The organism is Bradyrhizobium sp. I71 (genome assembly GCF_022354745.1).
Taxonomy (GTDB): Bacteria; Pseudomonadota; Alphaproteobacteria; order Rhizobiales; family Xanthobacteraceae; genus Bradyrhizobium; species Bradyrhizobium liaoningense.
Map to the genome: position 1 here is coordinate 5723294 of NZ_CP059398.1, position 12480 is coordinate 5735773.

The following is a 12480-nucleotide window of genomic DNA, read 5'->3' on the forward strand; positions in this document are numbered from 1 at the left end:
AAGAGTTCAACGCAACGACATGCGCGCGCCCAAATAATCAACACCTCGCTCAATCCTTGTGCGTCGCACAAGGATTGAGCGAAACGCAAACCAAGCGTGCGAAAAAGCCCTGCGAACATTTCGGGCGGCGCGAACAACATCCTGAAATCCCTGCGTTTCCAGGATGCGCGCAACTGGCACGGAAATTGAAGCGTCTTTGCGCGACGCCAACGACGACGTCCCTCAACATCATCAATCAGCATCGTGAACTCGCCACTGGGGTGAAGCCTCGGAGCGCGCCTCCCTGCCTGGAGGCAGAGCCTGCAACGACGCAGCGGTGAGACTGGAAGGGATATGCAATGACGAAGAGTCCCACTTGGATTTCTGACTGGCGCCCTGAAGATGAGGCGTTCTGGAACGCGACCGGCAAGGCGATCGCGCGGCGCAACCTGATCTGGTCGATCGTAGCCGAACATATCGGCTTCTCGGTCTGGCTGATCTGGAGCATCGTCACGACCAAGCTGCCGCAGGCCGGCTTCCACTACACCACCGACCAGCTGTTCCAGCTCGTCGCCGTGCCGGGGCTGATCGGCGCCTTGATGCGCTTTCCCTACACCTTCGCAGTGACGACCTTCGGCGGCCGCAACTGGACCATCTTCAGCGCGGCGATCCTGTTCATTCCGACCTTGTCGCTTGCCTATTTCGTGAGCCAGCCCGACACGCCGTTCTGGCTGATGCTGCTGATCGCCTCGACCGCGGGTCTCGGCGGCGGCAATTTCGCCTCCAGCATGACCAACATCTCCTTCTTCTTCCCCGACCGGATGAAGGGATGGGCGCTCGGCCTCAACGCGGCCGGCGGCAATATCGGTGTCTCCAGCGTGCAGCTCTTGACCCCGATCCTGATGACGCTCGCCGTCTTCAACCTGTTCCAGGCAACGCCTGTCGACGGCATCTTCCTGCAGAATGCCGGACTCATGTGGGTGCTGCCGATCGCGATCGCGGTGTTCGGCGCGGTGTTCTTCATGAACAATCTCACCACGGCGAAATCGTCGGTGAAGAACCAGCTTGCGATCGTCAAGCGCAAGCACACCTGGATCATGGCGTATCTCTACATCGGCACGTTCGGGTCTTTCATCGGCTACTCCGCGGCGTTTCCGCTTCTGATCAAGACGCAATTCCCCACCGTGACGATCTCGATCGCCTTCCTGGGCCCGCTGGTCGGCTCGCTGTCGCGTCCGCTCGGCGGCTGGCTCGCAGACCGGGTCGGCGGCTCCATCATCACCTTCTGGAACTTCATCGCGATGGCGGGTGCCACGGTCGGCGTGCTCTACTTCGTCGGGCACAAGGATTTCACGGGCTTCCTGTCGATGTTCCTGGTCCTGTTCGTGACGACGGGCATCGGCAACGGCTCGACCTACCGCATGATCCCCTCGATCTTCCGCGAGGAGAACCTGTTCAAGGTGCGCGGCAAGGGCGATGTCGCGCGTGCGGCCGCGCTGAAGACCGCGAGCATCGAAAGCGGCGCGGCGGTCGGCTTCATCGGCGCGATCGGTGCCGTCGGCGGCTATCTGATCCCGAGCGGCTTCGGCAAGTCGATCGCCATGACCGGCGGGCCGCAGCTCGCGCTCGCGATCTATCTCGCCTTCTACGCCTCCTGCCTCGCTCTGACCTGGTGGTTCTACCTGCGTCGCAGCCCGCAGGGTGAAGGCGCGCCAAGCCTCGCCGAGGCACGTGTGTGAGCGCGAGCACTTGGCACGAATGTCGCTTCTCCCCGTACGCGGGGAGGAGTCTCTCTGATGACGTTTGACCCATGAACTTTTTCCGCAACGGCGCGGACGAAGGCAGACCGAAACAGACAGGAGAACATCATGACGCCAGAACAGGTCGCCCTCATTCAACAGAGCTTTTCCAAGGTCGCGCCGATATCGGAGCAGGCCGCGGTGCTGTTCTACGATCGCCTGTTCGAGGTGGCGCCGTCCGTGCGTGCGATGTTTCCCGAGGACATGACCGAGCAGCGCAAGAAGCTGATGGGCATGCTCGCTGCCGTGGTCGGCGGCCTGTCGAACCTGGAGTCGATTCTTCCCGCGGCCTCCACCCTGGCCAAGCGTCACGTCGCCTACGGCGCCAAGGCCGAGCACTACCCTGTGGTCGGCGCGACCTTGCTGTGGACCCTGGAGAAGGGGCTTGGCGATGCCTGGACGCCCGAACTCGCCAAGGCCTGGACCGACGCCTACGGCGTGCTGTCCGGCTACATGATATCCGAGGCCTATGGCGCACAAGCGCAGGCCGCCGAATAGGAGATGCCTCGTGAGTGAACCGCTGGTCATCGTCGGTAACGGTATGGCGGCCGCGCGTCTGGTCGACGAGCTCGCGAAGACCGCGCTCGGCCGCTACGCCGTCGCCGTGATCGGCGAAGAGCCGCGGCTCGCTTACAACCGCGTGCTGCTCTCCTCCGTGCTGGCCGGCGAGACCGGCTCGCACGAGATCGAGCTCCGGCCGGCCGACTGGTGGCGCCACCGCGGCGTCACGGTGCGCTACGGCTATCGCGTCACCGAGATCGACACCGGCCGCCGCGAGCTGAAGATCGAAGGCGAGGAGAGCATGGAGTACTCCAAGCTCGTCCTCGCTACCGGCTCGACGCCGCTGCGGCTCAACGTGCCGGGTGCCGATCTGGCCGGCGTGCACACCTTTCGCGACACCCGCGACGTCGACCTGCTGCTGACGCTTGCGGCGGCGAAGAAGCGCGTCGTCGTGGTCGGCGGCGGCCTGCTTGGCCTTGAAGCGGCCTACGGTCTCGCCAAGGCCGGTGCCCCCGTGACGCTGCTGCATCTGATGGACCGGCTGATGGAGCGCCAGCTTGATGCACCCGCCGCCGACCTGCTCAAGACGCTGGTCGAGCGCAAGGGCATCCGCATCCTGCTCAACGCGAGCACGAAGTGCATCCATGGCGACGGTCATGTCGAGGCCGTCGAGCTCGCCGACGGCAGCCGCATCGAGGCCGACGCCGTGATTTTCGCGGCCGGCATCAAGCCGAACGTCGTGCTGGCGAAAGATGCGGGCATCGCGGTCAATCGCGGCATCGTCGTCAACGACGTCATGCAGACCTCCTCAGCCGACATCTTCGCGCTCGGCGAATGCGCCGAGCATCGCGGCACCTGCTATGGCCTTGTCGAACCCGCTTATGAGCAGGCGCGCGTGCTGGCGCGGCATCTTTCCGGCCGCCCCGCCGCCTATCAGGGCAGCGTGGTCTCGACCAATCTGAAGGTCTCCGGCGTCAGCGTGTTCTCCGCCGGCGACTTCATGGGCGGGGAGGGCAGCGAGAGCCTCGTGCTGTCGGACCGCAGCCGCGGCACCTACAAGAAGCTCGTGATCGCCGACGGCCGGCTCACCGGCGCCGTGCTGATCGGCGATACCGTCGATGCGCTCTGGTACCTCGAACTGATCCGCAACCGCGACAAGGTTGCGGCGATCCGTACAGACATGATGTTCGGCCGCGCGGTGACGCACCCCTCCAAGGCTGCTTGACAAGGCTGTTTGACGATGACCGCGATCGATCCCGCGCTCCACACCACCAAAACGACGTGCCCCTATTGCGGCGTCGGCTGCGGCGTGTTGGCGACACCCGACGGCAGGGACGGGGCGGCTATTGCCGGTGATCCCGACCACCCCGCCAATTTCGGCCGGCTGTGCTCGAAGGGCTCCGCGCTCGGCGAGACCGTCGGGCTCGAAGGCCGGCTGCTCTACCCGATGATCCGTTGCAAGGGCGTGCTGGAGCGCGTCGCCTGGAGCGATGCGCTCGATCATGTCGCCCATCGCATGCAGCACATCGTGGCGCGCGACGGCGCCGACGCGGTCGCCTTCTATCTCTCCGGCCAGCTCCTCACCGAGGACTATTACGTCGCCAACAAGCTGATGAAGGGGTTTGTCGGCACGGCGAATGTCGACACCAATTCGCGGCTCTGCATGTCCTCCTCGGTCGCCGGTCACCGCCGTGCTTTCGGCGCCGACACCGTGCCCGGCTGCTACGAGGATCTCGACCAGGCCGACCTGCTCGTCTTCGTCGGCTCGAATGCGGCCTGGTGCCATCCCGTCCTGTTCCAGCGCATGCTGAGGAACCGGCAGGAGCGCGGCGCGCGCATGATCGTGATCGATCCGCGCCGTACCGACACCGCCGGCGATGTCGATCTCTTCCTCGGCCTCAAGCCCGGCACCGACACGGCGCTGTTCTCCGGCCTCTTCGTTCATCTTGCCGACAATGGTGCGTTGGATCGGGACTACATCGCCACCAACACGTCGGGATTCGATGACGCGCTGGCGCGCGCGCGCAACATCGCCGGCAGTGTCACTGCGACCGCGCTTGCCACGGGCCTCTCCGAGCAGGACGTCGCCACCTTCTTCAGGATGTTCCGTGACACCGAGAAGGTCGTCACGCTCTATTCGCAAGGCGTCAACCAGTCGGCGCAGGGTACCGACAAGGTCAACGCCATCCTGAACTGCCATCTTGCGACGGGACGCATCGGCAAGCCCGGTGCCGCGCCGTTCTCGCTCACCGGCCAGCCCAATGCGATGGGCGGTCGCGAGGTCGGCGGCCTCGCCAACATGCTTGCCGCCCATATGGGTTTCACGCCGCCCGATATCGATCGCGTCAGGCGGTTCTGGAAGGCGCCGCGCATCGCCACCCATGAGGGGCTGAAGGCGGTGCAATTGTTCGAGGCCATCAACCGCGGCGAGGTCAAGGCGCTGTGGGTGATGGGCACCAACCCGGCGGTGTCGCTGCCGGATGCCGACATGGTCCGCGATGCCCTGAAGAAGCTCGAGCTGTTCGTGGTCTCCGAGAACGTGCTCTCCAACGATACGGTCGAGGCCGGTCCGCATGTGCTGCTGCCGGCGCTGGCCTGGGGCGAGAAGTCCGGCACGGTGACCAATTCCGAGCGGCGTATCTCGCGCCAGCGCTCGTTCCTGCCGGCGCCGGGCGAGGCGCGCCCTGATTGGTGGATGCTGAGCGAGATCGCAAAGCGCTTCGGCTTCGGCGACAGCTTCAACTACAGATCCGCCGCCGACATCTTTCGCGAGCATGCGGCGCTCTCGGCTTTCGAGAACGGTGGCAGCCGTGATTTCGACATCGGCGCGCTGACCTCGCTGTCGGACGACGCCTTCGACGCCTTGGAGCCGGTGCAGTGGCCCGCGCGCGAGGGGCAGAGGCCCGGCGAGCGCTTCTTCGCGCAAGGCGGCTTCTTCACCAACGACGGCAAGGGCCGCTTCGTCGCGCCTGAGGTGCCGGCGCTGCGCGGCGAGACCGGTCCGTCGCGCCCCTTGCGGCTCAACACCGGGCGCATCCGCGACCAGTGGCACACCATGACACGCACGGGATTGAGCCAGCGGCTGGGCGCGCATTTGCCGGAGCCCTTCGTCGAGATTCATCCCGACGACGCCAGCAAATACGGCATCGCCCACGACAGCTATGCCCGCATCACCACCGATTACGGCAAGTGCATCCTGAAGGCCGTGGTGAGCGAACGGCAGCAGCGCGGCACCCTGTTCGTGCCGATCCACTGGAGTGCGATGAACACCTCGCACGGCCGCGTTGGCGCGCTGGTGCAGTCCTTCACCGATCCGTTCTCGGGCCAGCCGGAGGCGAAGGCGACGCCGGCCGCGATCGCTCCTTACGAATTCGTCTTCCGCGGCTTCGCGCTGTCGCGAAAGCAGATCGACCTGCCGGAGAACCTGTTGTGGACCCGCGTCACGGTCGCCGGCGGCTTCGGTTATCTCTTCGCGGACAACGGCGATCTTTCGCGCTGGCTTGCCTGGCTCCAGAACGTCGCGGGCGAGGACGTCGCCGAGTACCGCGACTTCGGCGGCGGGGTCTATCGCGCCGCCTCGTTCGCAGGCGACCGCATCGAGACCTGCCTGTTCGTCGGACCCGCGCATGATGCCGGCGATTGGGAGGTGGTGAAGAGCGCCTTCGCCGCCGACCAGGTGACCGACGAGCAGCGTCGCATGCTGCTGTCCGGCAAGTCGATCGAGGGCGCCGCGTCGACCGGGCCGATCGTCTGCGCCTGCTTCGGCGTCGGCCGCGGCACCATCTGCGACACCATAGCCGGCGGCGCACGCACCGCCGCCGAGATCGGAGCCAAGCTCAAGGCCGGCACCAATTGCGGCTCCTGCGTCCCCGAGATGAAGCGCCTGATTGCGACGACCGAGGCGGTGCCGGCGAAGCAGGTGAAGGTCGCTGGCGCGGCGGGGTAGGGCTGGCTCTCTCCAACGTCACCGCGAGCGTCGCGAAGCAATTCAGAACCTTTCCACGGAGGGATTTTTGGATTGCTACGCTCGCGGTGACGATGTTGATGCCGGTATGCCAAATTGTGGTCCCGTGCCCCGGACGCATCGCAGCACGAAGTGATGCGCTGTAGAGCCGGGGCCCATCTAGCAGCGGAGCGTTTGGCCTTCTAGGTCCCGGCTCTGCGCCGCAACGCTGGGGCGTTGCAGCGCGTCCGGGACACGAGAGTGGCGTGGGCTGGTACTCGTGCTCGTAACGCAACGATGACCTCCGCCCAATCGACGCGGCTTCAATTGTCCCCTATGGTGCCGCGCGCACCTCCTCCATAACTACAACAACGATGATGTACCTGGAAACGCCGCCCCGTCTGATCGAGACAAAAGTCTTCTCCGCAATGCCCGACAAGTTCCGCCGCAAGGGCGAGCGGACCGATTGGGCTGATGCCAACCGGCCGGGAGTGCCGACCGACAGCTTCATCGAAGGTCCTTCATTCGACAAGGTTGGCAACCTCTATGTCGTCGACATTCCCTTCGGCCGCATCTTCCGTATCGCGCGTGACGGCGAGTGGTCGCAGGTCATCGAATACGAGGGCTGGCCGAACGGGCTGAAGATCGCATCCGACGGCCGCATCCTGGTCGCCGATTACATGCACGGGCTCATGGAGCTTGACGCGAAGGCCGGGCGGATCAAACCGGTGCTGACCTCGCGCAATTCGGAATCGTTCCGCGGCTGCAACGATCTCCACCTCGCCAGCAATGGCGACGTCTATTTCACCGATCAGGGCCAGACCGGCCTGCACGATCCCAGCGGCCGGGTCTATCGTCTCGCGTCGAACGGCCGGCTCGATTGCCTGATCGACACCGGCATCAGCCCGAATGGTCTCGTGCTCGACCCGACCGAGACCGTGCTGTTCGTCGCGATGACGCGCGACAACGCCGTGTGGCGGTTGCCCTTCATGAAGGACGGCAGCGTGTCCAAGGTCGGCCGCTTCTGCTCGCTGTTCGGCACCAGCGGTCCTGACGGCATGACCATGGATGCCAAAGGCCGCCTGTTCGTCGGTCATGCCTCGCTCGGCCATGTCTTCGTGTTCGCGCCGAATGGCGAACTGATCGCGCGGATCAAGTCCTGCGCGGGGCCGAACTGCACCAATGTCGCGATCGGTGGCGCGAAGAAGGATCGGCTCTATGTCACGGAGTCGGCGACGGGCAGCGTGCTGGTTGCCGACATCAGCGATCTCTAAAGCGCGATGCGATCAGGATGAATCGCCATCGCGCTTAGGTCATTGTTTGAGCATGATCTTTTCGGAGAACCGCTGCACAATTTTTCCGGATCATGCTGTAGAGCATCTGAAGGAGTAAACATGAACACGCACCCCTTCGGCCGGACCGGCGCCAACGTCTCGATCATCGGGCAGGGCACCTGGTACCTCGATCACGGCGACCGCAAGCGCGCGATCGCGGCGCTTCAGCGCGGGCTCGATCTCGGCATGACCCATATCGACACCGCCGAGATGTATGGCGATGCCGAACTCGTCATCGCGGATGCGATCGCGAGCCGGCGCGACGAGGTGTTCCTCGTTTCGAAAGTGCTGCCCAGCAACGCCTCGCGCCGCGGAACCATCACCGCTTGCGAGCGCTCGCTGAAGCGGCTCAAGACCGACCGGCTCGACTGCTATCTCTTGCACTGGCGCGGCTCCTATCCGCTGGAGGACACCGTCGCTGCGTTCGAGGAGCTGGTGAAATCAGGCAAGATCAGGTCCTGGGGCGTCTCCAATTTCGACGCGGACGATCTCGACGAGATTCTCGAGGTCGCCGGCGAAGGCCGGATCGCGTGCAACCAGGTGCTCTATCATCTGAAGGAGCGTGCGATCGAGCATGCGGTGATCCCGTGGTGCGAGCGGCACGGTGTCGCCGTCGTTGCCTACTCGCCGTTCGGGCACGACGATTTCCCGGCGAGCAGCAGCAAGGGCGGCGCGGTGCTGGCGCGCATCGCGGAGACGCGTCGCGCGACGCCGCGTCAGGTCGCGCTGAGCTTCCTCACCCGTGCGACCACGGTGTTCGCGATCCCGAAGGCCTCGTCCCCGGAACACGCCGGCGAAAATGCGGCCGCAGGCGATATCGTGCTGACGAAAGACGAGATTGCGGCGCTTGACGCGGCGTTTCCGCGCGGGCCGAAGCCGCGCGGCCTGCCCATGCTGTAATGCACAACGCGCAATATTAACGGAGCATTGACGCGCGCGGCGGCCTGCGCATATCGGCATCCTGTTTTCGGAAGTTGTGAACGCGGCACATTTGTCGTTTTTTAGGGCGCTCGATTCGCATTTTTCCCGAGTTCCAGCCGTGACCCCGCCGCCAGCCGCAGCCGCAAGGCTCGACAGTATTTCCATGCCCGTGCCCGAGAAGCATGTCGGCCGCCGCGCACCCGCGCGCGTCGATCATCCCTTCAAAGGCATCGTACTGATCCTGCTCTCGACGGTGTTCCTCGGCTGCTCCGACGTCACCGCGAAATATTTGTCGACCAGCCTGCCGTCGATCGAGATCACCTGGATCCGCTTCCTCACCTTCACGCTGCTGTTCACGCCGGTGATGCTGCCCGTCTCGCGGGTCTATGCGATGCGCACCAAGCGTCCCGGCCTTCACGTGATGCGCGGGGCGGCGCTGCTTGGCTCCTCGCTGTTCTTCATCACGGGTCTCGGCTTCCTGCCGATCGCGGAGGCATCCGCCACCGGCTTCGTTGCGCCGCTGTTCGTCACTGCGCTCTCGATCGTCTTCCTCGGCGAGAAGGTCGGCATGCGCCGCTGGCTCGCGACCGCGCTCGGCCTGATCGGCGTGCTGATCATCCTGCGCCCGGGCACAAGCGCGTTTCACCCCGCCGCATTCTTTCCATTGGTCTCGGCGGCATGCTGGGCCGGCACCCTGATCCTGACGCGCATGATGAGTGGGCGGGAAGCCGTCGTCACCACCATGGCCTATTCCTCGCTGACGGGCCTTGCGATCCTGACCGCGCTGGTGCCGTTCGTCTGGGTCACGCCATCCTGGACCGCGGTCGCGCTCGGCATCTTCATCGGCGTCGCCTCGACCGCAGGCCAGTGGATCGTCGTGCTCGCCTATCGCTACGGCGATGCCTCGGTGCTGGCGCCCTTCTCCTACACGCAGCTGCTCTGGGTCAGCATTCTGGGCTTCTTCATCTTCGGCGAAGTGCCCGACATCTGGACCATCACCGGCGCGGCCTTCATCGTCGCCAGCGGCCTCTACATCGCCCATCGCGAGCGTGTCCGCCGCGCCCAGCTCCTGGTGCTGGAAGAGCGTTCCCCGAACGCCTGACGCAAGTTCGCCCCTCGTGCTTCGTGGTATCAGCGCTCCAAACAAGACGGGAGGAGCCGGATGCGGGCCGCGATTTTCAGGAACGGAGAGATCGTCGTCGACCGGATCGCCGAGCCGAAGCCGGGCCCCGGCCAGGTGCTGGTCAGGACGCTCGCCTGCGGCATCTGCGGCTCCGACCTGCACGCGCGCCAGCACGCCCATCGCATGGTGGAGATGGCACGGAAGGTCGGGCGCAAGCCGATGGACCTCAGCCGCGACGTCGTGTTCGGGCACGAGTTCTGCTGCGAGGTCGTCGACTACGGCACCGGCACCGAACGCAAGCTCAAGTCCGGCACCCGCGTCTGCTCGCTGCCGGCGCTGCTGACGCCGCAGGGCATCGAGGGCATCGGCTATTCCAACGACAATGTCGGCGGCTACGCCGAGGCGATGCTGCTGAGCGAAGCGCTGCTGCTTGAAGTGCCCAACGGGCTTGCGCCGGAGCATGCCGCGCTCACCGAGCCGCTGGCGGTCGGCGTCCACGCCGTGGCGAAAGCCAATATCAACGGAGGCGAGGTGCCGCTCGTGATCGGCTGCGGCCCGGTCGGCCTCGCGGTGATCGCCGCGCTGAAGCTCAGGGGCCTGCACCCGATCGTCGCCGCAGACTATTCGCCGGCCCGGCGCGCGCTTGCGGGAAAGCTCGGCGCCGACATCGTCGTTGATCCCAAGGTATCGCAGCCCTATGCGACCTGGGCCGAGCACGCGCAGATGTCGGAGGCGGAGAAGGCGGCGCGGCCGCCATTCCGGGCCATGCTGCCGGCGCTGAAGCCGGCGGTCATCTTCGAATGTGTCGGCGTGCCCGGGCTTTTGCAACAGGTGTTCGAAGGCGCGCCGCGCGATGCACGCATCGTCGTGGTCGGCGTCTGCATGGAGACCGACAGAAGCGAGCCCATGCTTGGCATCATGAAGGAGCTCAACGTCCAGTACGTGCTCGGCTACACGCCGGACGAATTCGCCAGCTCACTGCGCCTGATCGCGGAAGGGCAGGTGGATGCCGCCGCGATGGTGACTGCCGAGGTCGGTATCGACGGCGTCGCCAAGGCGTTCGCCGATCTCGCCAATCCCGAGATGCACACCAAGATCATCGTGCAGCCATGGCGGTGAAAGCGCCGCCGCGATGGCGATGCGCTCCCTCTCCCGCTTGCGGGAGAGGGGCGGGGAGAGGGTGTCTCCGCATTCGGATTCCCTTCGAGGAGAAAGCCCTCACCCGCGCCTGCGGCGCGACCTCTCCCGCAAGCGGGAGAGGTTAACGGCGAGACCACCGTCAATATTTCGCCGGCACGTACATCTCCGGCGGGACCGGGCCTCGCTGATAGTCGGGATTGCGCACGCGCGGCGGCAGCGTCACCGGGGCCCGCGCGACCTCCCGGTACGGGATCTGAGTCAATAGATGCGCGATGCAGTTGAGCCGGGCGCGCTTCTTGTCCACGGCATCGACGATCCACCATGGGCTATCCGGCAGATGCGTGTGCTCCAGCATCGTCTCCTTGGCCTTGGTGTACGCCTCCCAGCGACTGCGGGACTCGACGTCCATTGGGCTCAGCTTCCACTGCTTCAGGGGATCCTTGATCCGCATGGTGAAGCGGAACTGCTGCTCGTCGTCGGTGATCGAGAACCAGTACTTGACCAGGATGATGCCGGAGCGGATCAGCATGCGCTCGAATTCCGGCACTGACTTGAAGAACTCCTGATACTCGTCCTCCGAGCAGAAGCCCATCACGCGCTCGACGCCGGCGCGGTTGTACCAGCTACGGTCGAACAGCACGATCTCGCCACCGGCCGGCAGGTGCGCGACGTAGCGCTGGAAATACCATTGCGTGCGCTCGCGCTCGTTCGGCGCCGGAAGCGCCGCGACGCGGCAGATGCGGGGATTGAGGCGCTGGGTGATGCGCTTGATCACGCCGCCCTTGCCGGCGGAGTCGCGGCCCTCGAACAGCACCACGACCTTCTTCTTCTCGCTCTGCACCCAGTCCTGGAGCTTGACGAGCTCGCCCTGGAGGCGAAGCAGTTCCCGGAAATAGAGCCTGCGATCGACCGTCGGTTTCAGCGTTCCGGCCTCGTCAAGGAGCTCGTCGAGACGGGTATCATCCAGCTCCATCTCCAGTTCCTCGTCGAGATCGTCGGCCATTTCCTGGATGATGCGCTCGCGCTTGGAGATCTGGGATTTGCGGTCGGATGCGGTCATGGGTGCTTCTCTCGGCTCGGATACCAGTCACAACGACCATCGGCGGGGTTTGTTGCGACCATGTGACAACGTGCGATCCCGCTGACGCAGGTCACACCGGCAGCGCGATCGAATATTTCACCTGGCTGAGCGCGAAGCTGGACTCGATCGAGGCGATGCCGTCGAGCCGGGTCAGCTTGGTCTTGAGGAACGTCTCGTAGGAGGCGAGGTCGGCGGCGACGACGCGGAGCAGATAGTCGCGGTTGCCGGTCATCAGATAGCACTCCAGGACCTCGTCCCATTTCGAGATCGCGCGGGCGAAGCGGTTGAGGTCCTCCTCCTTCTGCCGCGCCAGCTTGATCGAGATGAAGACGCTGACATGCAGTCCCAGCGCCTTCTGGTCCACGGTCGCGATATAGCGCGAGATCACGCCGCGCTCCTCCAGCAGCTTGACGCGGCGGTGGCAGGGCGAGACGGAGAGTCCGACCTTGTCGGCGAGCTCCTGCATGGTCATCCGGCTGTCGTTCTGGAGATGGCCGAGGATTTTCCGGTCGATGGCGTCGAGCTCTGGCATTGGGATGGAACCTGGGTCAGGAGGCGTCTGGTTGGTAAAATATCCCAATATCGGCCGGTATGGCGCGAAAAATTGAGAAATCTGGCGCGGCCCGCAGGCGTATGATCGGTGCTTATTTCCCGGAGCA

Annotated in this window: 10 protein-coding genes; 8 read left to right on the forward strand and 2 right to left on the reverse strand. The window is 65.0% G+C overall.

Features of this window, described 5'->3' with window-relative positions; translation table 11 throughout:
* Nucleotides 1–338 precede the first annotated feature (338 nt).
* The 8 genes from FJV43_RS27565 (at nt 339) to FJV43_RS27600 (ending at nt 10719) form a co-directional block, all read left to right on the forward strand.
* Nucleotides 339–1718, forward strand: coding sequence for an MFS transporter (locus FJV43_RS27565; RefSeq protein WP_239622162.1), 1380 nt, complete (start codon nt 339–341; stop codon nt 1716–1718).
* A 129-nt stretch (nt 1719–1847) separates the two neighbouring features.
* Nucleotides 1848–2276, forward strand: coding sequence for a globin family protein (locus FJV43_RS27570; protein ID WP_239622163.1), 429 nt, complete (start codon nt 1848–1850; stop codon nt 2274–2276).
* Nucleotides 2277–2286: 10 nt separating this feature from the next.
* On the forward strand, nt 2287–3504 hold the full coding sequence (locus FJV43_RS27575) for an FAD-dependent oxidoreductase (RefSeq protein WP_239622164.1): 1218 nt from the start codon (nt 2287–2289) through the stop codon (nt 3502–3504).
* A gap of 15 nt (nt 3505–3519) precedes the next feature.
* Nucleotides 3520–6225, forward strand: a complete 2706-nt coding sequence (locus FJV43_RS27580) for a nitrate reductase (protein WP_239622165.1) — start codon at nt 3520–3522, stop codon at nt 6223–6225.
* A gap of 374 nt (nt 6226–6599) precedes the next feature.
* Nucleotides 6600–7496 carry an SMP-30/gluconolactonase/LRE family protein gene (locus tag FJV43_RS27585; RefSeq protein ID WP_239629631.1) on the forward strand — a complete coding sequence of 299 codons (897 nt, stop codon included), beginning with the start codon at nt 6600–6602 and terminating at the stop codon, nt 7494–7496.
* 120 nt (nt 7497–7616) lie between these two features.
* On the forward strand, nt 7617–8456 hold the full coding sequence (locus tag FJV43_RS27590) for an aldo/keto reductase (RefSeq protein WP_239622166.1): 840 nt from the start codon (nt 7617–7619) through the stop codon (nt 8454–8456).
* A 184-nt stretch (nt 8457–8640) separates the two neighbouring features.
* Nucleotides 8641–9579, forward strand: coding sequence for a DMT family transporter (locus FJV43_RS27595; protein ID WP_239629633.1), 939 nt, complete (start codon nt 8641–8643; stop codon nt 9577–9579).
* A gap of 60 nt (nt 9580–9639) precedes the next feature.
* Nucleotides 9640–10719 (forward strand): zinc-binding dehydrogenase, encoded by a 1080-nt coding sequence (locus tag FJV43_RS27600; RefSeq protein WP_239622167.1) that lies wholly within the window; start codon nt 9640–9642, stop codon nt 10717–10719.
* A 160-nt stretch (nt 10720–10879) separates the two neighbouring features.
* On the opposite strand, the gene ppk2 is transcribed toward FJV43_RS27600, so the two are convergent.
* A complete protein-coding gene (gene ppk2, locus FJV43_RS27605; protein WP_239622168.1) occupies nt 10880–11800 on the reverse strand; it encodes a polyphosphate kinase 2 in 921 nt (306 codons plus the stop codon).
* 91 nt (nt 11801–11891) lie between these two features.
* Nucleotides 11892–12353 (reverse strand): Lrp/AsnC family transcriptional regulator, encoded by a 462-nt coding sequence (locus tag FJV43_RS27610; protein ID WP_131866897.1) that lies wholly within the window; start codon nt 12351–12353, stop codon nt 11892–11894.
* Nucleotides 12354–12480 lie beyond the last annotated feature (127 nt).

What these genes read in the sequence shown, in the direction of transcription:
- FJV43_RS27570 (WP_239622163.1), top strand. Translation starts at nt 1,848, where the DNA reads ATGACGCCAGAACAGGTCGCCCTCATTCAACAGAGCTTTTCCAAGGTC.
- FJV43_RS27600 (WP_239622167.1), top strand. Translation starts at nt 9,640, where the DNA reads ATGCGGGCCGCGATTTTCAGGAACGGAGAGATCGTCGTCGACCGGATC.
- FJV43_RS27595 (WP_239629633.1), top strand. Translation starts at nt 8,641, where the DNA reads ATGCCCGTGCCCGAGAAGCATGTCGGCCGCCGCGCACCCGCGCGCGTC.
- FJV43_RS27580 (WP_239622165.1), top strand. Translation starts at nt 3,520, where the DNA reads ATGACCGCGATCGATCCCGCGCTCCACACCACCAAAACGACGTGCCCC.
- ppk2 (WP_239622168.1), bottom strand. Translation starts at nt 11,800, where the DNA reads ATGACCGCATCCGACCGCAAATCCCAGATCTCCAAGCGCGAGCGCATC.
- FJV43_RS27610 (WP_131866897.1), bottom strand. Translation starts at nt 12,353, where the DNA reads ATGCCAGAGCTCGACGCCATCGACCGGAAAATCCTCGGCCATCTCCAG.
- FJV43_RS27590 (WP_239622166.1), top strand. Translation starts at nt 7,617, where the DNA reads ATGAACACGCACCCCTTCGGCCGGACCGGCGCCAACGTCTCGATCATC.
- FJV43_RS27585 (WP_239629631.1), top strand. Translation starts at nt 6,600, where the DNA reads ATGTACCTGGAAACGCCGCCCCGTCTGATCGAGACAAAAGTCTTCTCC.
- FJV43_RS27565 (WP_239622162.1), top strand. Translation starts at nt 339, where the DNA reads ATGACGAAGAGTCCCACTTGGATTTCTGACTGGCGCCCTGAAGATGAG.